General features: G+C 63.7%; 23 protein-coding genes. 11 read left to right on the top strand and 12 right to left on the bottom strand.

The window, feature by feature from the left end; genetic code table 11:
* Positions 1 to 3: 3 nt before the first annotated feature.
* Positions 4 to 747, bottom strand: coding sequence for a response regulator (locus AB4059_RS04915; RefSeq protein ID WP_498977125.1), 744 nt, complete (start codon positions 745 to 747; stop codon positions 4 to 6).
* 221 nt (positions 748 to 968) lie between these two features.
* Between AB4059_RS04915 and AB4059_RS04910 the strand changes: the two genes are divergently transcribed.
* Complete coding sequence (locus AB4059_RS04910; protein ID WP_498977123.1) at positions 969 to 1784, top strand: universal stress protein; 816 nt, start codon at positions 969 to 971, stop codon at positions 1782 to 1784.
* Positions 1785 to 1790: 6 nt separating this feature from the next.
* Here AB4059_RS04910 and AB4059_RS04905 read toward each other — a convergent pair whose 3' ends face one another.
* From AB4059_RS04905 to AB4059_RS04895, 3 genes are all read right to left on the bottom strand, one after another.
* Entirely contained in the window at positions 1791 to 3293 is a 1503-nt protein-coding gene (locus tag AB4059_RS04905; RefSeq protein WP_498977121.1) for a thymidine phosphorylase family protein, read from the bottom strand.
* Between the two features lie 142 nt (positions 3294 to 3435).
* A complete protein-coding gene (locus tag AB4059_RS04900; RefSeq protein ID WP_498977119.1) occupies positions 3436 to 4176 on the bottom strand; it encodes a response regulator in 741 nt (246 codons plus the stop codon).
* A complete protein-coding gene (locus AB4059_RS04895; RefSeq protein ID WP_498977117.1) occupies positions 4173 to 4955 on the bottom strand; it encodes a sensor histidine kinase in 783 nt (260 codons plus the stop codon). The genes AB4059_RS04900 and AB4059_RS04895 overlap by 4 nt, the downstream gene beginning before the upstream one ends.
* A 208-nt stretch (positions 4956 to 5163) precedes the next feature.
* Here AB4059_RS04895 and AB4059_RS04890 point away from each other — a divergent pair, with 208 nt between their 5' ends.
* The 3 genes from AB4059_RS04890 to AB4059_RS04880 all read left to right on the top strand — a co-directional run bounded on the left by AB4059_RS04890 (position 5164) and on the right by AB4059_RS04880 (position 9514).
* Positions 5164 to 6636, top strand: a complete 1473-nt coding sequence (locus tag AB4059_RS04890) for an ATPase domain-containing protein (RefSeq protein WP_498977115.1) — start codon at positions 5164 to 5166, stop codon at positions 6634 to 6636.
* Positions 6637 to 6755: 119 nt separating this feature from the next.
* A complete protein-coding gene (locus AB4059_RS04885) occupies positions 6756 to 8222 on the top strand; it encodes a hybrid sensor histidine kinase/response regulator (protein ID WP_498977840.1) in 1467 nt (488 codons plus the stop codon).
* Entirely contained in the window at positions 8219 to 9514 is a 1296-nt protein-coding gene (locus tag AB4059_RS04880; protein ID WP_498977113.1) for a sensor histidine kinase, read from the top strand. The genes AB4059_RS04885 and AB4059_RS04880 overlap by 4 nt, the downstream gene beginning before the upstream one ends.
* A gap of 33 nt (positions 9515 to 9547) precedes the next feature.
* Here the strand turns inward: AB4059_RS04880 and AB4059_RS04875 are convergent, their stop codons facing one another.
* Entirely contained in the window at positions 9548 to 10489 is a 942-nt protein-coding gene (locus AB4059_RS04875; RefSeq protein ID WP_498977111.1) for an FG-GAP repeat domain-containing protein, read from the bottom strand.
* Positions 10490 to 10945: 456 nt separating this feature from the next.
* On the opposite strand from AB4059_RS04875, the gene AB4059_RS04870 reads away from it, so the two are divergent.
* The 6 genes from AB4059_RS04870 (at position 10946) to AB4059_RS04845 (ending at position 16197) form a co-directional block, all read left to right on the top strand.
* Positions 10946 to 12238, top strand: coding sequence for a site-specific integrase (locus AB4059_RS04870; protein ID WP_498977109.1), 1293 nt, complete (start codon positions 10946 to 10948; stop codon positions 12236 to 12238).
* A gap of 192 nt (positions 12239 to 12430) precedes the next feature.
* On the top strand, positions 12431 to 13126 hold the full coding sequence (locus AB4059_RS04865) for a hypothetical protein (RefSeq protein ID WP_498977107.1): 696 nt from the start codon (positions 12431 to 12433) through the stop codon (positions 13124 to 13126).
* The gene (locus tag AB4059_RS04860; RefSeq protein ID WP_498977106.1) at positions 13074 to 13961 is read left to right on the top strand and encodes a hypothetical protein; all 888 of its coding nucleotides are present in this window, start codon (positions 13074 to 13076) and stop codon (positions 13959 to 13961) included. Before AB4059_RS04865 ends, AB4059_RS04860 begins: the two co-directional genes overlap by 53 nt.
* A gap of 129 nt (positions 13962 to 14090) precedes the next feature.
* Positions 14091 to 14324: a helix-turn-helix transcriptional regulator gene (locus AB4059_RS04855; protein ID WP_498977104.1), complete on the top strand. Its 234-nt coding sequence runs from the start codon at positions 14091 to 14093 to the stop codon at positions 14322 to 14324.
* Between the two features lie 570 nt (positions 14325 to 14894).
* Positions 14895 to 15308, top strand: coding sequence for a hypothetical protein (locus AB4059_RS04850; RefSeq protein WP_498977102.1), 414 nt, complete (start codon positions 14895 to 14897; stop codon positions 15306 to 15308).
* Between the two features lie 247 nt (positions 15309 to 15555).
* Positions 15556 to 16197: an HGGxSTG domain-containing protein gene (locus AB4059_RS04845; RefSeq protein WP_498977100.1), complete on the top strand. Its 642-nt coding sequence runs from the start codon at positions 15556 to 15558 to the stop codon at positions 16195 to 16197.
* A gap of 209 nt (positions 16198 to 16406) precedes the next feature.
* Here the strand turns inward: AB4059_RS04845 and AB4059_RS04840 are convergent, their stop codons facing one another.
* The 3 genes from AB4059_RS04840 to AB4059_RS04830 form a co-directional block, all read right to left on the bottom strand.
* Positions 16407 to 16937 (bottom strand): ester cyclase, encoded by a 531-nt coding sequence (locus tag AB4059_RS04840; protein WP_498977098.1) that lies wholly within the window; start codon positions 16935 to 16937, stop codon positions 16407 to 16409.
* Positions 16938 to 17024: 87 nt separating this feature from the next.
* On the bottom strand, positions 17025 to 17729 hold the full coding sequence (locus AB4059_RS04835) for a Crp/Fnr family transcriptional regulator (RefSeq protein WP_498977096.1): 705 nt from the start codon (positions 17727 to 17729) through the stop codon (positions 17025 to 17027).
* 214 nt (positions 17730 to 17943) lie between these two features.
* Positions 17944 to 18471 carry a cytochrome b gene (locus AB4059_RS04830; RefSeq protein ID WP_498977094.1) on the bottom strand — a complete coding sequence of 176 codons (528 nt, stop codon included), beginning with the start codon at positions 18469 to 18471 and terminating at the stop codon, positions 17944 to 17946.
* 277 nt (positions 18472 to 18748) lie between these two features.
* Here AB4059_RS04830 and AB4059_RS04825 point away from each other — a divergent pair, with 277 nt between their 5' ends.
* Entirely contained in the window at positions 18749 to 19396 is a 648-nt protein-coding gene (locus AB4059_RS04825) for a hypothetical protein (protein WP_498977092.1), read from the top strand.
* A gap of 156 nt (positions 19397 to 19552) precedes the next feature.
* Here the strand turns inward: AB4059_RS04825 and AB4059_RS04820 are convergent, their stop codons facing one another.
* The 4 genes from AB4059_RS04820 to AB4059_RS04805 form a co-directional block, all read right to left on the bottom strand.
* Positions 19553 to 19828 carry a hypothetical protein gene (locus AB4059_RS04820; RefSeq protein ID WP_498977090.1) on the bottom strand — a complete coding sequence of 92 codons (276 nt, stop codon included), beginning with the start codon at positions 19826 to 19828 and terminating at the stop codon, positions 19553 to 19555.
* Between the two features lie 408 nt (positions 19829 to 20236).
* Positions 20237 to 20635, bottom strand: coding sequence for a hypothetical protein (locus AB4059_RS04815; RefSeq protein ID WP_498977088.1), 399 nt, complete (start codon positions 20633 to 20635; stop codon positions 20237 to 20239).
* Positions 20636 to 20723: 88 nt separating this feature from the next.
* Positions 20724 to 21338 (bottom strand): hypothetical protein, encoded by a 615-nt coding sequence (locus tag AB4059_RS04810; protein ID WP_498977086.1) that lies wholly within the window; start codon positions 21336 to 21338, stop codon positions 20724 to 20726.
* Positions 21335 to 21835, bottom strand: coding sequence for a DUF2262 domain-containing protein (locus AB4059_RS04805; RefSeq protein ID WP_498977084.1), 501 nt, complete (start codon positions 21833 to 21835; stop codon positions 21335 to 21337). The genes AB4059_RS04810 and AB4059_RS04805 overlap by 4 nt, the downstream gene beginning before the upstream one ends.
* Between the last annotated feature and the right edge of the window lie 11 nt (positions 21836 to 21846).

Raw genomic sequence — 21846 nt, 5'->3', positions numbered from 1 at the left:
CGCTCAGCCCGCGCGTGTCACCGGCGCCGCAAGCACGTAGCCGACGCCGCGGATCGACTTGATGATGCGCGGGTTCTCCGGATCGACCTCGATCTTCCGCCGCAACCGACCGACTTGCACGTCGATCGAGCGGTCGAAGGGGCCCGCGTCGTGCCCGTGGAGGAGTTGCACCAGCGAGTCGCGGGAGAAGACATGTCCCGGCTTGTCCGCGAGGGCCGCCAACAGATCGAATTCGCCGGAAGACAAGGGGATGTCTTCGCCATCGGCCCGCAGCAGCCGGCGCGTGCCACGCTCCAATCGAAGGGTGTCGATGCGAATCGCTTCGATACCCTGGTCCGGCATGTCGGCGGAAGTGCGCTGGATACGTCGCATGACCGATCGGATGCGCGCGAGCAGCTCGCGGAAGTCGAAGGGCTTGGTGACATAGTCGTCGGCCCCGAGCTCCAGCCCGACGACCCGTTCGACCGCGTCGCCGCGTCCGCTGACGATGATGACCGGGCCACCCCATTGCGCTTTCAATTTGCGCAGGATCGTGAGGCCGTCTTCACCAGGCAGGCCCAGGTCGAGCAACACGACGTTTACGAAGTCGCGCTCGATGGCGGCCATCGCCTCACCGCCATTGGCTGCCTGGGTGACGCGCAGTCCCTGGCCCGTGAGGTAGCGGTCGACGAGCGACGCAATCTCCGGGTCGTCCTCGATGACGAGCACGTGTGGGGATGTCGCATTGGAAACGGGTGCGTCGTGCACGTCGACTCCCGGAGCGTCCGGCCCGCGCCGGTCCGCCCGGGAGTCTACCCCTCAATCGATGGGCAACCGCCACGCCGATCCCCCCGGCGTGCTTCGGGAGGCTTCAATGGGAGTTGCGGCAGTGTGCGGCCTGCGCACGCCGCCTTGTGTTGACCTAAATCAACATCGCCGCGCGAACGTGCGCATCCAATGCGAACGACAGGCATGGACTTTCGACCGACATGCAGGACCTCCTCGTTCATGCGACCCACTATTCGCCCTGGAGCCACGCGACCGTCTTCGCTGCGCGGCTGGCTGCCCGACTGCAGGCGAATCTGACCGGGTTGTGGTGCGAACCACCGATACCCGCCGTCCTGGTCGGCGAAACGCCGCCGATGGTGATGCTGGAGCGGGAGGCGGAACGCAAACTGCGGAAGGCCCGTGCGCTGGCCACGCCCTTCCGCAACTGGACCTCGTCGAACGGCGTCGCCGACAGCGACTGGATCGCCTGCATGGCGACACCCTCGCGTGCGATTCGACACGTCAGCCAATGGCACGACCTGCTCGTGCTCGGAAGGGGGGCCGATACGCCGTGGGGCGAGGAAGGCGCGCTCGCGGACGTCATCGTCCATGTTCGCCGCCCCGCGTTGATCGTTCCCGAATCGCGCCGGCAGGACCCTCGACTGGATCGGATCGCAGTCGCATGGGATGGATCGACCGCGGCAATGCGCGCGCTGCATTCGGCGTTGCCATTGTTGCTTCGCGCGAGCCATGTCGTCTTCCTGCACGACGCCACGCCGGTGCAACCACCGCTCGGGCTGCCGGCATTCGACCTGGATCGATTCGCGAAGCGGCACCGCTTGCCGATCGAGCGTGCGATGTTCGCGACTGATCGCGACACGACGGGCGGGGCATTGCTGGGCGCGGCGATGGCGGCGAACGTCGATTTGCTGGTGATGGGAGCCTTTGGGCATTCGCGCGCGCGCGAATGGATCATCGGCGGCGTTTCCCGCCACATGCTCGGACACAGCCCGATTCCGTTGCTGATGCACCACTGATCGCCTTCACGCGATCCAGAAGATGGCCGGATGGGCGGTCGCGAACGAAAGCGCGTACGCCATTTCGCCCAGGCTCTGGGCGTGCAGGTCGAACAACGCCTCGCCCGACGCCACGGCATCGCCGATGCGCACGCGCAGGAATACGCCCGCGCGACGCGCGAGCGGTGCGCCGGCGAGCTTGGCGACTTTCGCGAGCCGGCGATTGTCGATGGCGCGCACGACCCCGGATCGTTGCGCCGATACCGTGCGCACGTGCTCGGCGACGCCAGGTTCGGTGAAGCCACCTTGCGCCTCGCAAATGGCCAGGAATTTCCGGTAGGCCGCGCCACTGTCGAGGAGATCGCGCGCCTGGTCGCTGGCCCCGGGCCCTTCGACGCCCGGTGCGAGTTCCAGCAGTGTGCTGGCCAACGCCAGGACGCGTTCGCGCAGGTCTGCAGGCGCGTCGGGCGCTCCTCGCAACACGGCGAGGACGTCCCGTGCTTCGAGCGATGGGCCGATTCCGCGCCCCACCGGCTGCGACCCGTCGGTGCGCACGATGCGCAACTCCAGGCCGAAGGCGGCCGCGGTCGCGCGCAATCGCCGTTCGATCGCGTCGGCATGCGCGTCCGATCGGATCTTCGCGGTGGGCCCGATGGGCATGTCGATCACCACGTGCGTCGCGCCGGCCGCGATCTTCTTGGACAGCACGCTCGCGACCAATTGGCCTTCGCTGTCGAAATCCAGGGGACGCTCGACGCGGATCAGGATGTCGTCCGCGGGGCTCAGGCGCACGCTGCCGCCCCAGACGATGCATCCCCCCTCGCGCTCGACCACGCGCTGCATCGCCGGCAGATCCAGGTCCACGGGCGCCATGACCTCCATCGTGTCCGCGGTCCCCGCAGGCGAGGTGATCGCGCGCGAGGATGTCTTGGGAATGCAGCGGCCCGCGGCGGCAAGGATCGCGACCACGAGCGGCGTGGTGCGGTTGCCGGGCAATCCGCCGACGCAATGCTTGTCCAGGATGACGTCGCGCTGCCACCGGATGCGTTGTCCCGCCTCGACCATGGCATGCGTCAGGGCGATCGTCTCGTCGTGATCGAGGTGATCCCCGGCGCACGCCGTCACGAATGCGGCGAGTTCGATGTCCGAGAGCCGCGCATTGACGGTGTCCTGCACGAGCGCGCGCATCGCGTCGATGGAAAGGCGGTGGCCGAAGACTTTCGCGCGCAGCGCCGATGCAGAAGCAGGCGGCTCGGCGTGCCGGATCTCCGCGACCGCGCCTTCGGGCGGCGCCAGTGCGTGCCAGGCCACTTCCGAGAGCGCCGCCACGTCGACATCGATTTGCGCGTCGATGACCACATTCAGGGTGGCGAGCAACTCCCGGCCGCCGCAACGGATGGACACGCGCGACAAGGCGCTGAAGCCCTCCGCGCGACACACGGGGCAGTCGCGATGCATGTAGACGACGGGCTGCTGGTACGTGTCGATCCACGCGCGCACCAGGCGCAGTGTCGATGGATGCGCAGCCATGCTTCGACACCTCCGATGACAGTGCAGGGAGGTTGCGGTGGCCCGATGCGGCGGTCGTTGACCTAAATCAATACGCCGGCACGGCAGGGGATCGATGCTGCATTGGAGGTAGCAAACCCCCGCGACGATCTCCGCCTGGACCTCACTCCGCGCGAACGCGAGCCTGCTCGGGCGAAACCGGCGCGCCCTCGTACGCGTCGATGCGCAGCCGCAGACCGACGCCCGGTTCGGTCAGCACCCACCGCGGCGCCGTCGCGTCGTCTCCCAGCTTTTGCCGCAGCTTCGCGACGAGGATGCGAAGGTAATGCGTGTCCTGCTCATACGTGGGTCCCCAGAGTTCGCGCAGCAAGCGCGACTGGGTGACGACGCCGCCGGCGTTGCGTGCCAACACGGCGAGCAGTGCATATTCCTTTGGAGTGAGCGTCACCGGTTCGTTGCCGAGCGTCACGATGCGGTTCGCCAGGTCGATGCGCAGGTAGCCATCGTCCAGGAACGAGCGTTGCACCAGCGGGTGCCTCGCACGCAGGTTCGCACGGATGCGCGCGAGCAATTCCTGGACGCCGAAAGGCTTGGTGACGTAATCGTCGGCGCCGCCGTCGAGAACCGCGACTTTCTCAGCCTCCTCCGCGCGCACGCTCAGCACGATGACGGGCGTCGAACTGTCGTGCCGGATGCAGGCGAGTACCTCCAGACCGTTCGCGTCGGGAAGGCCGATGTCGAGCAGTACCAATGCCGCGCCGCGCGATCGGAACGTCTCCAGCCCCTGGCGGGCGGTCGCTGCCGTATCCACGGTGTAGCCGTGCGAACGCAGCACCCGGGCGAGGAAGGCGCGCAGTTCGGGCTCGTCCTCGATGACGAGAATCTTGGCGGGGCGTTCGCTCATCGCGCGCCCAGCCCTGTCGCCTCCGTCGCCGGCAGTGTCAGCCGCAGGCGCGCACCCGTTGCGCCTTCCCGCGGCGCCTCGGCGACGACGTCGCCGCCATGTGCGCGCAGGATGCCGCGGCTGATCGCCAGGCCCAGTCCCGATCCACCGCGGCCGCGCGATTGCGGATCGTCGCTCACGAACACGCCGAAAACGTGTTCGCGCTTGTCCGCCGCGATGCCGGGGCCCGCGTCGACCACCTCGATCTCCGTGTTGACGGTCGCGTCCTGGCGGATGCGCAGCTGCACGGCAGCGTCGGTGGGGGAAAACTTCGCAGCGTTGTCGAGCACGTTCAACAAGGCTTGTTCGACGAGCGCGCCATGGACGCGGACGGGCTGCAGCGTCGAGTCGATGTCGATCGAAACCCTCGCACCTTCGCGATATCGGACAAGGCGCTCCACCGCCGATCCAACGAGCTCATCGATGCCGATCCAGTCGCGGACCAGTCGCGCGCTTCCACCAATCAGCAGGCGCGTGGCGTTGAACAGACCCTGGATGTACTCGTCCATGCGAACGCATTCGCGACGAATCGCGCGCAGATAAGCGTGTCGATCCTCATCGGCCAGATGCGCGAATCCGTCGTGCAGCACTTCGGAAGCGCCGAGGATCACCGAGAGCGGCCCGCGCAGATCGTGCGACACCGACGCCAGCAGCGCTGACGGCAGTGCAAGCGACTCCGCGACGTGGTGCGTCGCGGGCGCTTCGACCTGCATTCGGTTGTGCGTGACATCCATCCGCATGGGGCGTGGGTGTGTCCGGTTTTGGGGGCGCGGATTTTTTAACCACGAGCGACTGACCCGCAACGGAACGGCATGAATTTTTACGGCATTTTTACGCGGTTTCACGCGGCTTTTACTTCACCTTTCATGCCCGTTCGTGAAGACTGCGCGACCGTGCCGCGAACGACAGGGGATGTCATCGCGCGCATCACCACAGGGGCGCAACGCAATGCTCGCAACTCCCATCAGCTCCGGCATCGCCGGGCTGGATACCGTGCTTGCCGGGGGCTACACGCCCCGGAGGCTCTATCTCATCGAAGGGCTTCCCGGGTCGGGCAAGACGACCTTGTCGATGCAGTTCCTCATGGCCGGTCGCGATCGGGGCGAGCGCGTGCTGTATGTGTCGCTCTCGGAAACCGTGGCCGAACTGCGTGAGATGGCGGCCTCCCATGGTTGGTCGCTCGACGGCATCGACCTCTACGAGCCATTGGCCGGCGCGGACAGCATGGCGGCAGACGCGCAGTACACGATGTTCCATCCTTCCGAAGTGGAGCTTGGCGACACGACGCAACGCATCCTGCGGCACATCGAAGAAATACGGCCCGATCGACTGGTGTTCGATTCGCTGGGCGAGCTCCGCCTGCTGTCGGGCTCGCCCCTGCGATATCGCCGCCAGGTGCTGGCTCTGAAGCAGTACTTCTCCCAGCTTTCCTGCACGACGTTGTTGCTCGACGACATCGGCCCGGCAGAGCAGGGCATGCACGTGCACACCATCGTGCACGGGGTGCTTCGCCTGGAATCGGTGGACGCGGCGTTCGGCGGCGATCGGCGTCGCCTTCGCGTGGGCAAGTTCAGGGGCCGTCGCTTCATCGGCGGCTACCACGACTATCGCATCGAGACCGGCGGGCTCCTTGTGTTCCCACGACTGGTCGCATCGGACTATCGCCGCAAATTGCCGCAGGAACGCATCGCCACGGGAATGGAACAATTCGACGCGTTGCTTGGTGGCGGGTTGTCGCGCGGCACCAGCACGTTGCTGATCGGCGCGGCCGGGACAGGGAAATCGTCGCTTGCGACGTTGATCGCATGCGCGGCGGCCGATCGCGGCGAGAGAGCGGCGATCTTCGCCTTCGACGAAAGCGTGCGCGCCTTCGTCACGCGCTCGGAGGGATTGGGCTTCCCGTTGGCCGAACGCATGGATGAGGGCCTGATCAGGCTGCAGGCGGTCGACCCGGCAGAATTGTCGTCCGGCGAGTTCACGCAGGTGATTCGCTCGGCGGTGGAAGACGACGACGTGCGCGTCGTGGTGATCGACAGCCTCAACGGCTATCTCAACGCGATGCCCGGTGAGCAACACATGCTGTTGCAGTTGCACGATCTGTTGGCCTACCTCGGCTCGCTCGGCGTGATCACGCTCCTGATCAGCGCGCAGCTCGGGCTCATCGGCACGATGAGCAATCGCGTCGACGTGAGCTACCTGGCCGATGGCGTCGTCCTGCTGCGGTATTACGAGGCCGATGGCGAGGTGCGGCAAGCAATCTCGGTACTGAAGCAGCGCACCGGGTGGCACGAGCGCACGATCCGCCCCTTCAGGATGTCCTCGCACGGGTTCGAGATCGGCGCGCCGCTCCGCGAGCTCCGGGGCGTACTGACCGGCGTGCCGCAAGAGCGCACGCCGTCCCCGGATTCGCTGCGGAGTTGACCACCGTGCAGAGCGGCGAGGCCAGCTCGCGAACCGATGCCCCCGGCCTGCGCGTCCTGTTCTTGCTGCCGACGCCGCGCGACACGCAACTGGCCGCGCTGGTGCTGCGTGACGAAGGCATGGTCGCGTTCGAGTGTGGTGACGCAGATGCGTTGCAGGATGCACTCCGCGATCCGGCTGGCGCGGTGTTCATCGCCGAAGAATGGTTGGCGCACGGTGCCAACGCGATCCTGGCCGACGTACTGGCGCGTCAGCCGTCGTGGTCGGACTTGCCCGTGGTCGTGGTGGCGCGCACCAACAGCGATTCGGCGCATCTGGCGCGCCTGTTGGAATCCCTCGGCAACGCCTCGTTGCTCGAACGCCCCGCACGAGTCGCTGCCCTGACCAGCGCGGCGCGCACCGCATTGCGCGCGCGCCAACGGCAATACCAGATCCGTGCGCAACTCGAAGATCTGGAGAAAGCACGCACCGAACTCGACGCAGCCGCCAAGCGGAAGGATGAATTCCTCGCGATGCTCGGCCACGAATTGCGCAACCCCCTCGCGCCGATTCGCAACGCAATCGAGGTCCTGTTGCCCGGCGCCGAGCGCCCGAGGGATCGCTCGATGCTGTCCATGATGCGCCGCCAGGTCGACCACATGGTCCGGCTCGTTGAAGATCTGGTGGACGTCGCGCGGCTGACCCAGGGCACCATCGAGCTCCGCCTCCAGCCGACGTCGATTCCCGAGGTGCTGCACTCGGCGATCGCACTGAGCCGACCGCTGGTGGAATCGGGCGGCCACGCGCTCGACCTGGACGTGCCCGAGGAGGCGTTCGTTGCGATGGCCGATGCCACGCGCCTGACGCAGGTCTTCAGCAACCTGGTCAACAACGCGGCCAAGTATTCGGCGCCCAACGGGGCGATCCGCATCTCGTTGCGCCGCGAAGGCCGCGACGCGGTCGTGCGCGTCGCCGATCGCGGCATCGGGATCGAGAGAGGCATGCTGCCGAGGATCTTCGAGATGTTCACCCAGGGCCGGCACTTGCCGCAGCACTCGCGCGGCGGTCTCGGCATCGGGCTTACGCTCGTTCGCAGTCTTGTGCGCATGCATGACGGCGACATCGAGGTGCACAGCGACGGCCCCGGGCACGGATCGGAGTTTACGGTGCGCCTGCCGTTGTCTCGCAGCGCGGTCGCGGCCAGTCCATCGGCCGGCGCGGCGGATCTCGCCGTGCCGCGCGACATGCGCGTCGTGGTGGTCGACGACAACGTCGACGCGGCGGAAACGATGGGACTGCTGCTTGCCGCACTCGGTGTAGAGCATCGCGTCGCATTCAATGGCGCCGAAGCGTTGCGACGCGTCGAGGAGTCCATGCCACACGCAGTCCTGCTCGACCTGGGCATGCCGGGCATGGATGGGTTCGAGGTTGCGCGGCGTATCCGCGCGCGACACCCCGGTATCGCACTTGTCGCGTTGACGGGGTGGAGCCAGGTCGAGGACGTCGCGCGGACCCGCGCCGCGGGATTTTCGGAGCACCTGAGCAAGCCGGTCGGCCCTGAAACCCTGATCGCATTGCTGCGCCGGCTTGACGCGAAAATGACGTGAAAACGCGGATCCGCGATATGGCGCCCCGTCACGTTCGGGTGGGTAACATCCTGAGGATGCAGACCGAACCGCTCGCGCCGGCGCTCAGGATCGTCGAGATCGTGCAGAAGCTCGCGTCGTGCGACGCCGTGAGCGACGTGGTGCGCGTGTTGGCCGCGACAACGCGTCATCACGTCGGCGCAGACGGCGCGACGGTGGTGATGCGGGACGGCGATCGCGCCCGATATCTGCACGAAGATGCGATCGGCGTCTTGTGGCAGGGGCGCGACTTTCCGGCGGACGAGTGCATCTCCGGTTGGGCGATGAAGCACGATGAGCAGGTCGTCATTCCCGATATCCGCGAGGATGCCCGCATCCCGCAACGCCTCTATGAGGCGACGTTCGTCCGGAGTCTGGTGATGACGCCGATCGAATGCGCAGGCGAGGTGATCGGTGCCCTCGGGGCTTACTGGCGCGAGCCGCGCACGCCATCGGATGCGGAGTGCGCTGCACTGGACGCGATCGCCAACTCCGCCGCACTCGCCCTGGTCAACGTTCGCTTGCTCGCGGAGATCAAGTTGGACGCGCATCGCAAGGAACGTTTCCTCGACGGACTGGCGAACGAACTGGGTGCGCTCGTCGGTCCGTTGCGCACGTCCTTGCACACGCAACGCCACTCGACGGATGCCGCGGCGCTACGGCGCGCGGGCGAGGTGATCGCGCGCCAGCTCGCGGGCCACGCGCGACTGATCGATCACCTGCGCGATGGCAGCGCGCTGTTGTCTGGCAAGGAGGAGCCTTCGTTCTGGCCGATCGACCTGGCCGACCCCCTCAGCCGCGCGCTCGGCGCACGGTGTGCCGCGGCCGCTGCGGCAGAAATCGAACTCGACTTCCGGAAGCCGACGACACCGCTGCCGATCCTGGGCGACGAGCGGCGGCTCACGCAAGCCTTCGGCCATGTACTCGATAACAGCTTGCGCTTTACGCCGCCCGCGGGTCGGATCACCGTCGCGGCGTCCGTCATGGGTTCGTCGGTGGTCGTGGAAATCGAAGACAGCGGCGTCGGCATCGCGCCGGATGTTTTGCCGCGTCTGTTCGAGCCGTTCTATCGGCCGGAGCAAGAACCGGAAAGTAGCGCGTCGGGCCTCGGCCTCGGTCTCGGCCTGGTGGCACGCATCCTGCGCACGCACGGCGGCTCGGCGAGAATCGAAAGCGCTGGCGCAGGGCAGGGTGCGCGCGTGACGTTGCGCATTCCGTTGCTCGATCTGCGCGAGGATTCGGCCAGCCACGCGCGCCAGGCGGCTTCGTTCTGACGAAACCGCCCCCGGGCTTTCGAACGTCGTCAATCAGAACGGATTGACCTCGAAGTCGCCGATCGCGGCAACCACCCATCGCTGGTCCGCCACCGTCGCAAGATTCTTCGGCGTAGCGCCATTCCCCGACGGCCATTCCACGTTACGGCCCGTGGCGCTGTCGCGCCAAAGCACGTCCGACTTCCCGTCGCCCTCGAAATCGCCGATGCCGGCGACCTTCCAGCTCACCGCCATCGGCGGCAGCGCGATCGCGGCCTGCGAACGGCCGGCGGGCCAGATCACGTTGAGACCCGTCGACGTGTTGCGCCAGAGAATGTCGTCGCTCCCGTTGGCGTCGAAATCGCCCACGCCCGCGACCTGCCAGGTGAGCAGGGGCATGGCGGTCACCGCCAGCGGCGTCGTGGAATTGGCACGCTTCCAGATCGTGTTGCCGCCGGTCCGCGAGTTGCGCCACAGCACATCGTCGTAGCCGTCGCCGTCGAAGTCGCCGACACCGGCGATCTTCCATTCGGGATTCGAGGTGGTGAGCGGCGAATAGCGATTGACGCCATGGCGCCAGATCACGTTCTGACCCGTGGCCGAATCGCGCCACAACACATCGAACAAACCGGTGTTGGTATCGAAACGACCCGTACCCGCGAGCACCCAGGTGGTCTTCTCGAGCGTCGGCAGGCTGTAGGACGCGTCGTTCTGCGCCGACGCCCAACCGACGTTGCGGCCATCCTTGACGTTGCGCCAGAGCACGCTGTTGACGGCGTTCAAGCGCGACACGCCGACACCGACGATCTGCCAATCGAAGCTGGTCACGGCCGCGACGGCCTTGGTCTGCGTGCTGATGCCGCCTTTCCAGATGGTGCTGCCGCCGGTGGTGGTGTGGCGCCACAGGATGTCGGAGGTCGGGCGCTGCTGCGCCTGGGCCCCCAACGAGACACAGCCCAGCGTCAACGCAATCCAGCACGCACGATTGATCTTCACGACGATCGTCTCCGTTCGATTCCCGAGGGGTGACTGTCGCGTGAACGCGGCAGGGTTCCGGCAATTCTGCCAATTGCCGCGGCCAGGGAGATCGGCGGTCCGATGGCCGTTGCCATCGATTCAGAGAGCGTGGCCACGGGATCGACGCCACGCGTACGACACAAACGAAAAGCCCGCAACGCGTGCGGGCTTCGTCGAATCCTGGACATCACTGGTGGCCGGGGAGGGAATCGAACCCCCGACACGGGGATTTTCAATCCCTATTCTTGGGGTTCCACGACGTCCGGTACCGGTCCGTCATCTAAGTCGGCGCACTGAAAATACTGCTATTTTGCCTCCCAGTGCGTGCCAAGAGGATCCATGCAATCCTAATAGAAACGGGCACCGGACGGGCACCAGATGGGCGCAGGCAAGAGGGTAGGGGCTGCTGGCCGAGGTCGCTTGACGTCGCGCCGCGTGGCTACGCTGAAGGTCGGCGAGAGCGCGGCCGATCCGGCGGCTCGCGGGGCGGGCGTTTTGCAGGTCCGACGCCTGGCCAACGGCCCGACGTTCTACTACCGCTACACGGCACCTGACGGCGGGCGAGTGCGTCTCCCCCTGGGGACCGGCCTCGAACTAGCCGATGCGCGACGACTGGCTGATTCCCTTTCTCGACGTTACCAATCCGGAGAGCGGGACCTTCGGGCGGTGATTGACGCTGAGCGCCGGGAAGCGGCCCGCCAGCAGGAGGCTGAGGCTCGCGCGGCCGAAGTCGAAGCGGCGGCGAAGCGCGCCACTCTTGGAGCCGTGCTCACTGGATACGTCGCCCAACTCGAACGAGAGGGCAAGTCAAGCGCGACCGAGGTAAGGCGCGCGCTGTGGCGTCACGTCCACGATGCATGGCCGGTGCTGTGGTTAACCCCCGCCGGACAAATTACCGCGGATGACTTGTTGGCCGTAGTGGCAAAGCCTGCTGACGCGGGGAAGCTGCGGGAGGCGGCCAAGCTGCGTGCATACCTGCGGGCTGCCTACGCCGCGGCGATACGTGCGCGGCAGGACGCTAGGGCGCTTCCTGCACTACGCGAGCTTCGCGTCACTGCCAACCCCGCGCGCGACCTGGTGACTATTGAGGGCGCTTCGCAGGCACGCCAGCGCGCACTTTCGGTTGCGGAACTGCGCGCCTACTGGCGACGCCTGCAGGAGTTGCCTGACCCGGGAGGGGCGTTGCTCCGATTCCACCTCATCACAGGTGGGCAACGAATCGAACAGCTTGCGAGGCTGACGGTTCGCGATCTGGATTCCGACCTGCAAGTAGTGCGCTTGCGCGATACAAAAGGACGCCGACGCCAAGCACGCCCCCATGACGTCCCATTGATCGATCCCGCCATCGCTGCTCTTCGCGCGCTTCAAGGCGGAGCATTGGGGACGTTTTTGTTTACCGTTACCTCCGGCGAGGCTGGTGCCGTGTACGCCACGGTTCAACATCGTTTGCGCTCTGTAGTCGACGCGATGGTAGGGGCAGGCGAACTGGAAAAGGGGCCCTTCACCGTGGGCGACCTGAGGCGAACAGTGGAAACTCGACTTGCTGCCGAGGGGGTAGGCGCTGACGTCCGGGCACAACTGCAATCGCACGGTCTGAGCGGCGTGCAGGCGCGCCACTACGACCGCCATGACTACTTGAAAGAAAAGCGCGATGCGTTGGAAACGCTATATCGCTTGCTGATAGGCGCATCCGCAAAGGTGACACCAATTCGCAAGCACAAGGCATAACGAACTGCCGCGCCTAGCCCGACGGGGCGAACACGCCGTAACCCTGCGGCGCGGACGTTTCAAGGGGCGCGGGAGGGTGCGCTGGTGGGGAAAATTCGGCTAAAGCACGTTCGAAAATACGACGATGGCAGCATGGGGCCAGATTCATTCACAACTGGGTCTGCCAAATTGAGTCAGGAAAGCTGTCGATTGGTGGGCGACTTGACTTTGCTTACCCGACCTTTTGATCTCAAGGATGAAGCTGCAGATTTCGATGAGGTGGAAGCACTTATCGATGAGGCGCTCCAGTTGATTATTAAGCGTTTGGCCTGGATGAGTGGTCAGTTGGGAATTGCGGAGAGCCCATCCGGGGAGCTCCATTGGTTTCCGTGGTTCGAAGACAACAACGGCCTGTTGCGAAGACCGGCTCCTACTGAGCTACTGAACATGGAGGGCGAGTCGCGGCTTCTGTGGGACGCACTCGTGGATGAGAACGTTAACGCTGAGAAATCGACGCGGTTGTTAGCGGCGCTTGGCGTGTTCTGTTGCGAGCGAGCGTTAGACGCCGAGACCAGAAATCACACGGGGACGATTATTGAAATGTATTCGGCCGCCGGCGTGCTTCTAGGCCATGCGAACTATCTACTCGGATGCATGACCGAAAATGGGTTAGGGGATGCCCGGTACAAGCGGCCGATGCGGGAAGGTGCTCGTCGTCGCTGGGAATCTCACCCGACGCAGAAGGCTAAGGCGGAAATTCACGAGGAATGGAAGCTTTGGCAGAGTAACCGCAGCAAATATCGTTACCCACGCGACTTCCGCCGCGCAATGATGCTCAAGTTCCCGGAAACCGTTGATGGCACGCTCAAAAACTGGATGGGCGAGTGGGGAAAAAATCATGGCGGGTGACTGGATGCGCAGTCTGTTCCGTTATCAGGAGGCAGCGGAAAAGTTCTACGGTGGCGACGTGGAGACCTTGCGGCAAGCGTTGCTGCTAGGCGTAGTACGGGCGCGAGTGGAGCTGTGCGATAAGGGCTCGTGGGCCTGGTGGATCGACGGCGACGAGGAGGAATACAACCCGACAGCCGGCAATTCCCATGAAGCGCAATGGCAACCCGTTCGACCGGTTGGCACATATCAACTTACCGGCTGGTTCTATTTGGACCGCAGTAGTGCAAGCAAGATTGCTCACGGCCAATTGCTATCCGACCTATTGGTTTCGGTGAATGAAGAAGAAGAGCGCTTCCTTGGTCTGACATTTCGTGTGGAAAAGCACATCGACCTGAACGATCTATGGTTTGAGCCGAGCGTGCACCCGGACCGCGTCATCGGCGCCGAAGATGAGGCGTTGGATTACATGGCAGACAACATTCAGTCGCTGACCAGCGACCCGGGGACGATTGCGCGGTTTCAGGCAGCGGCGAATGTAGGGAGCGAAGGTTTCGACTTTGAATCGTTCAATGCGCTTCGGGCGCAATATGACGCTCTAAGCACGACGGCAGTCGCGAAAGCTGCTATGGACGCGGTACGCAAAGAACACCGCCACCAGAGCGCAAGAGGCGGCAAGGCCAAGGCCGCGAATGATCCCAAGGCCAAGGCAATGGCAGAGATTCGCGAAGAATGGGAACGACGTCGCCGGCCGGGAGCATCGTTCGCCCGGGAAATGCATGGCAAATTCGCAGGCATCCTTGAGAGCGAGGGATCGATTAAGAACGCCATTTCACGTTGGCGCAAGGAATCGTAATCCTGCTAGCAGAATGTCATCGTACTAGTAGCGTGACCCTGCTCCCTTAGCTCTGTCCTTCAATGCAACCGACACGGCGCGACGAGACCCGCTGCATACCGCAAGGGCTCGCGCTGTGGAGGGCAACGAATGACACGCATCCCCACGGCCGCGCCGGCAGCGGGCAATTTGATCCTTGAACGCTTGCCGCAAGTGAAAGCCCGCACCGGGCTATCCCGATCCGAACTCTACCGACGCATTGCCACTGGTGACTTCCCGCAACCGGTGAAGCTGGGCGAGCGCGCCAGCGCATGGAACGCGGCCGAGGTTGACCGCTGGATTGCCGGACGAATTGCAGTGCGCGACGCGAAGGCGGCCACATGACCCGGCCCAGTAAAGTCGCCCTGACCCCGGCACGTTTGGCGACCGACGGGAGTCAGGGCGAGGATGCAAAGGCGGCTAACCAATGCAGGGAGCAGCATAGGCCGCAGGACGTCGCGGCGCTATTCCTGGCCCGCGTGGCGTTGGATGCCGCACGGGCGCAACTAGACCTCTACGCGTTGACTACGGATGACCCGCTTCCGGGCCTCGTAGATGCAGCAGACCACCTTGACGCTGGAGCAACTGCCCTGTCCCAGTTGACCATTTTTGCGCCCCTTAAAAAGGGGCGCGGGCCTGAGGGTGTCGCATGATGCCCCCGCGCCTGACAGGAAGCCGTTGCCAATGCCCGACTTGTGGCGACTACTTCGGCAGCGTGCGGGGTTTCGACCGCCATCGTATTGGCGCGATCGGCTCGCCCGAACGTCGCTGCCTGAGCGCCGTGGAGCTGCTGCATGCTGGTTGGCGTCGCACGGCGCGAGGGTTCTTGCTGACACCTGATGCCAGACGTGCCGGGGCTAGCATTTCAAGCCCATGCGAGCCCCCACCCGCTACCGGGGTACAGGGGGTGATGCCATGAGCCGACGAAGCCGCGAACGGTTCAAGGGACGGCGCGACAACGGCTGGTTCTTTCGCATGCCTGTGGAAGTGTTGGACAGCCCCGCATATTGCGGGCTGTCCTTCAAAGCGCGCGCGTTGTTACTGGACCTGGGCGCGCAGTATCGGGGTAACAACAACGGCGACATGGCTGCGCCGTGGTCATGGATGAAGGCGCGTGGCTGGAAGTCGAAGCAGACACTGCGTCGCGCGGTGCTGGAATTGCTGGCGGCAGGGATGATCGAGCAAACGCGACAAGGCGGTCTGCATTGCCCGACGCTCTACGCGGTGACGTGGCTTGGCATTGACGAATGCGGCGGGAAGTTGGAGGTGCAAGCCACTTCCGTTCCGTCCGGTCGGTGGCGACGCCAAATTGTGAGAGAAGCGGCATGACCGCCAGAAACGCGAAGCCCACCCCGACCATCGGGGCACACTGCCCCGACCATGGGGACAAGGGCTTGGCTCATAGGTACGAGCATCGGGGCGCACTGCCCCGACCATCGGTCCTAAATCGCCTTCTTCGCCTGCATTTGCGCCCCGACCATCGGGCTCCTTCTAAGAATCTACCAAGCGGTACGCGCCTGCCGCGACCAATGTTCGCGCCATCCGCAATCCCAGTCTTCAACGAAATGAGGCCGCAATGACCAATGGCTACCTGAGCAAGGACCGCGCGTACCTGGCGAGCCTGCAACGCAAACGCAGGGCCAGTATCCGACGCTTGGACTACATGCCGGGCGCGGCGGCGCTCGCGATCATAGAAGCGAGGCGGGCGATGGAAAGGTCAGGCAGCGTTGCGGCGACCAATAGCGCCATCTTGGACGCCATCGTTTGCGACTGGGCGCGGCTGACCGGACTAAACAATCAAAAAATAGAGCGGTCCATGACTTCGAGCGCTCGCGCCGGAATTATCCGACGGAAACGCGCGGGCGCGTATGAGTTCGGAGAACGCTTAGAGCCTCGCGACACCGTACTGACATGCGCAGGAGCGCAAACGAGCGCGCTCGATATGTCGTCATGGGCTGACCGGTGGCTAGCTGAGAACAGGGAAAAGCAAGCCCGGCGGCGCGTAATTTGTGGTGCGAAGCGCCATCGGGATGGACAGCCGTGCAAGGCGCTAAGCGAGCCTGGCAAGAAGCGCTGCCGATTCCATGGGGGGAGCTCAACCGGGCCGAGAACTCCAGAGGGCAGAGCGCGGGCGCTGGCTAACCTGAGGAGGGGGAGGGGGGCTGAAAAGTCGGACGCATGCGGCCCGAAGACCGATTGCACCACGTCGTCCCCATAAACCGTGACAATTTTTCACTTTCAATGTCCGCTTTCGGCCAGAAGCGGACATTCGCCAGCAGGGAAGCGTCTATGGGCTTACAGCGCTACTGGCCCAAGGGGTACAGCAGTTGCGGCGTTACCGGACCAGCAATCACCCGTCGGTCCGCTCTTAGTCAACACGAGTGCGATCCGAGCGTGTCGAACAAGTGCTATCGCGCTGAAAGACGCTTAGGACTTTGGTGCGCTAAGTACCCGCATTAGCGGTTCGGTGTTGGTGACCTCCCAGTCGGCCACCAGCTTCCCGTCGCGCACTTCGTGGGTGATGGCAATCGGCAGGGTCACCACGCGGCCTGTTACCGGTTCACCGGATAGCGAACCGCGGTGAGTCCCCGTTCCAATCATGGTTAGCGAGACAAACATCCCGTCTGCAACGATACGAACAGGTGTGCTCTTCCAATCCGGGAATGCCTTGCGTGCAGCACTGTTACCTCGCTTGAACGCTTCCCACGAGAGCGGCTTGAAGCCGTCAGCGGAAACAACATAGTGCTTATAGTCGGGGCCAAGCATTGTCTCGGCTTGCGCATAATCACCACGGGCCACTGCGTCGTGAAATGCGAGGACGAGTTGTCGATTACCACCTGCCTGATCGGCTGTGGCTGCGACTGGGGTCTGCGTCGCGCAAGAGGACAGGAATAGGACCACTGCGGCGAATGCGAACATGACTTTCATCGTGATCTGCCCCTCGAGGTTGAGGTCCACTCTGCCATATCCCGGCGGTCGGAATAGCTAGCTTGTGGTGCCTGCGACGGCCGCTATCGGCCAAAAGCAGACACTATTAATGCGATCTCACGCAACCCGGCGGCGTCGCATGGACGGCTGGTGCCACGAACGGGCGAAGGTTTGAAGTTTTGTCGCGTCACGAACTTCGATGCGGCGATGATCGACCGAGATCAACCCCAATGCCTGCAATCGCGTGAAGCCTCGACTCACTGTCTCCGGCGCAAGGCTCAGGAAGCACGCAATATCCTCTCTCGTCATGGGTAACGTAATGCAAGCGCCCGCCTCGACGCGGTGCTGAGATCGCAGCATTAACTCATGCAGGAACAACGCGATTCGCGCAGCAGGTTGTCGCCGTCCGAGCATTTCCAAGTGTTCGATTTCGTTCCTTGTACAATTGCCGATGATGCGAAGAGTCCATTCCCGCATTCCTTTCTGCCCTAACGCGGTCCGCATGAACTGATCGATCGAAAGTTGACATACGCACGCATCGGCTAGCGCGATCGCCACGCATCGATGTCGAAGTTCGCTCCACCCATCCAATCCGATTACTTCCCCCGGCAGGTGGAACCCCACGATTCGTTCCATGCCGTCGAAGCCAGTCGACGCGGTTTTGAAGGCACCATCCAGAACCAGGTAAATCGCGCGAAGTGCGTCACCCGGGCGATACAAGAACTCTCCCTTTGCAAGGATGCGGCTGCGATGCGCGAAGCCCCCTCTTGGATCGCGAGGAAACCCATCCGAAGTAGCGCGGACCGCGATGGCGTCGCTCATCAATTTCCGCTCCCTCTCTGGGTTCCCCACTTTGGCTCTACCATTCGGGCGGCACATCGGAAAAAATTCGCCAGATGTCTCCGTAAAACTACGGAAACCGATTCCGGCGTGGCCGCGGTAGGGATGGCCGCTTTGGGCCGCTAGCAGTCATGCTGACGGCAGCTTTCGGCCAAAAGCAGCCAGTCGACTGGCAACGCAAGACCGATCCACGCCCTCACAACATGCGGCGAAGCGTTGCGTCATGCCGAACGAAGTGATGCCACAGCGCTGCAAGAACGTGAAGCCCGATGACGGCATAGAACAAGTTCCCGATCACCTCGTGTGCCTCTTCGAGCGTGTGCCCGGCCCTCGCGTCGAACGCCAACATCGGCGGCAGCGCCCAAGGCGTGAAAGGAATCGGCATTGCTTCGCCTTCGGCCCACAACGACAGCACGCCGAGGAGCGGCTGCACGACGACGAACAGCAAGAGCGCCGCATGGATCGTCACGGCGGCGATGCGCGCCGCGGGCCCGCTTTGGGACGCGGGCCGGGGCGCGCCGCGCCGCGCGAGGAAGTAGCCGGCCAGCCTCGGCAGAAACAGGGCCAACAGCATCAGGCCGGCGAGCACGTGCCATTGTCCGTCGCCGCCGGATTGCAACTCTTCGGCAGCCTCGCTAGTCAGGTACGCCACAAACACCAGCAGGACACTTGCCCAGTGCACCCATCGGACCAGCGTGGGATAGCGCGTCGTTTCCACGATCATCGTTCCGACTCCGTTGGCTTCGAGGTGAGAATCGCGCCACTCGTCATGGGCGTCCTTGACCCAGATCAGATCAACGGAACTTCAGACTGACCGTCGCGCAGCAATCCTTGCGCCGAAGCTCTAGCGTTGCGATAGATCGAGTGTCCGCTTTGGGTCGAAACCGGACACTCAGACTCGATGTCCGCCAATGGCCAGAAGTGGGCATTGCCTTGACTTCGACAACGGCCCTCGGGAGGATTGCGACTCTTCTGTTGCGCGCCGTTCCGGGGGGATCACCGTGCGTCATTCGCTGCAATGCGGGGCCGTTGTCTTGGGCGGTCTTCTATCGACCTGCGCGATTGCTGGATCACCGAACTACGAAGCGCAGGGACGGCGGCCCGCGAGCGGCCGGATCGAAACGCCAGGCTATGTCTTCGAATACGGCGCCCCGCCTGGCTTGAGCGCCTCGGCCGAATGGCACTACATGGTCGACGCGGACGAGCCCCGCACGATCGCGCTGTTGGCTGGCGTGAAAGGCATGGATTCCTATGCATTGAGCGTGACCTACAAGGGAGCCGTCGAAGCCGGCCAGTCCGCCCTCGATGTCGCAACGAAGATCCACCCGGGCGTGACCTTCGCCGCGAGTACGGTCAATCCTGCCTGCGTGACGACTGCGCCGAACAGCCCGATTGAACTCGACCGAACGATGGTCTCGTTCCATGCCATTTGCGTCGATGCCGCGGCGCATGCTGTTTATGAAATCGGATACTCCTGGAACTCCCTCTTCCTCCTTTCCAAAGGGTTGGCCACCCTCACCGAGGAATCTGGCGCTTGCGCATCACGGAAGCGGCAAGACCCTTCGGTGAGCTGCGAGGATTTCGTCGGAAGCTTCGTGACGGCGTACCGTGACGCACTGGGCGGCCTGACGTTCAGTCCGCGGAAATAAATGGTCGGGTGGACGAGCACGTAGCGCGTCGCCTGCTCGGTCATGCAACTGCACGAGTCCTCGCCCGCAAGAACAAGTCAGTGAGTCCGCTTTGGGTCGAGCGTAGTCACCAAGTGAGCAATGGCAGCTATCGGCCGTGAGCGGGCGCGCTCTCGACTATGGCCTCAAGTCATAGTCTTCTATGTACATGATGAACTCCAGCCATGCTTTCCATAGCTCGACGCATTCGCCAAGCCGCGTTTCGCTGAAAGCATAGTCAAAGCCGTTGCCAACCTTGACCGGACTGTCAATCTGATCTGCTTTTGCCAGTTGGATCAGGTCTGCGATACGGCCCCCGACCAAACCAGATGCGTCCACATAGCCGGCGGAAAGCGCTTCGCTTGCAAGGCGCTCCAGGTCAATTGCGGCAGCTCTCAAACGAAGTTTGTTCATGGGACCAAAGTACCAAGCGGACGGTTGACCATGTAGGGATGATAAGTCTCCCATTCCTGCAAGTGCGCTTGCCTCCATCGCGCTGGTGCGTGGGCGTGGTCCTCTCCGTTTAGAAGGCGAACGCTGCCGCATTGGGTCGTTAGCGGTCACCCGGTGACGAGTGGCAGCTTTCGGCCAGAAGCGGACACCGTCAGCCGCAACGTGAGCACGGGTAGACCGCGCACTAGCGGGCCAAGCAAGCCGGACGTGGGCGAGTGGACTGCGTTGCCGAAGAGCTCGAAGGCAAGTGCAAGCCGAGCCGGGAAATAAAGCATTCCCAGCGCCAACGCGAGTGCGACAAGCGCTGGTATCCTGGCTTTCATGGGCTTGCGCTTGTTCACGCTTTGTCGGAGTTACAAGTTGGACGAATCAAGGCAATCGGCGAAGGCTATCCGGCCTGAAGAAATTCCCGGGGAACCAGAAATAAATCGATCCGCAAATCAACCCGGCAAAGCCGCCCGCAAGTAATCCTGGCAGCGCGTCGGATGTGCGTTGCAGCACCGCCAGCCAGAATGCGCCGGTGGTCAGAGCTCCGACGATTCCGCAAAGAAGAGCGCCCGAGTAACGGCCGCCCAAGTTGCGGCCATGTATCCAGGCAGCCATCCCGGTTACAAGAGCTGGGACCGCGCCCAGAATGTACGAGATGAAAACCAAAAAATCCCAGTCTCCATGGGTGGCCGACGGATATTGAATGAGAAACCAGGCGAGACCGAACAACGGCCCGGCAAGTGCAAACAACAGCAGCGTTTTCGCGAGACTCGCGAGCATGTCAGGCGCCCCTAACCATTGCAGCGTGCATTGTGTAGACCATATCGAATCTCCACTTGGGTCTTTCGCTTGCCAACTACTTTCAGGCTCAAAAATTCCTTGACGCCCCATCGGTGAGGGACAGGAGATCGTCGAAGGGAATGTCGAGACGTCTTGCGCGGTTCGAATCCAGATCGTGGAGATAGACCTTCAGAACTCGACCGTCTTCTCCGAGCAGGTAGATTTGGCGTGCTTCCCCAGCAATCGCCGGCATCGCGTCGTTGAGGCCATTGACACCGGTTTTTGGTGCGGAGATGACCCGTAGGTAGTTGTCGGGTCCACGGACTTGATAGGAATCCAAGTCGTCTTCGCCCCATACCAGCTTCACGGTCCATGCGCCGCCCGAGCCGCTGAAGCGATACTCGTGATGCACGGGGTCGATGATCTCGAGAACCCGTTTGCCGCCGCACCGCGTTACACGTTGCACCACCATGCTTCGTCCGTCCCCGCTCACGGAAAACTGGAAAAGACCCTCACGCCAAACCGAGTGCCGAAGCGCGTTATGGGATGACTCCGAATACACGAAACCTGACATCACTCTCCCGCACCAGCCGGTGGCGGTGGGAGCTTCATCATCACCGGTCCACGCCTCGAGGCGCGGATGTCGACAACCAGTGGATGCCAGCGCAAGCAGCGCGATCAGGGCAACCTTCGTCGACATCATCCCCACATCTCCGCCGCTTCCGGCGCTTCCCGGTCACCCCACACGCTCAGGAAGTGACCGCCGAACAGACCGCCGTCGTCGAAATGCAGGGTGACGCCGCCATCGGCGTCGAACGCGAATGTCATCGGCGTCACCGCGCCGATGAATTCTTCGATCGTGAGCGCCGCGTCCTTGTCCTCCGCCCAGTCTTTCGCGTTGTCGAAGAACTCTGCGACAAGCATCTTGCGCGCCCGTCGCGCCCACTCGGTCGCGCCGGGCCAGAACGCCCGGCCAACCGCCAGGCTCGCCTCGAGCGCGTCATCTCTGCCGTCGAATGTCACCTGGAACGACATGCAGTCGATGCTGCATTCGCCGCGCAATTGCCCACGTCGCCGCAGCAAGGCACCGAACACTGGATCGATGCGCTCGGGCTGATCGGATTCGAGTTCCTGCATGTACTCGGTCTTCAGAGGCGGCTTCGAATACACGCTCTCAGTCAACCAACGCCACAGACCCATCCATCCCTCGA

The sequence above is a fragment of the Lysobacter sp. 2RAF19 genome (assembly GCF_052115395.1).
In the GTDB taxonomy this organism is placed as follows: Bacteria; Pseudomonadota; Gammaproteobacteria; order Xanthomonadales; family Xanthomonadaceae; genus Noviluteimonas.
The sequence above is the reverse complement of the archived record's forward strand: the minus strand, read 5'-3'. Positions and strand labels throughout refer to the sequence as shown.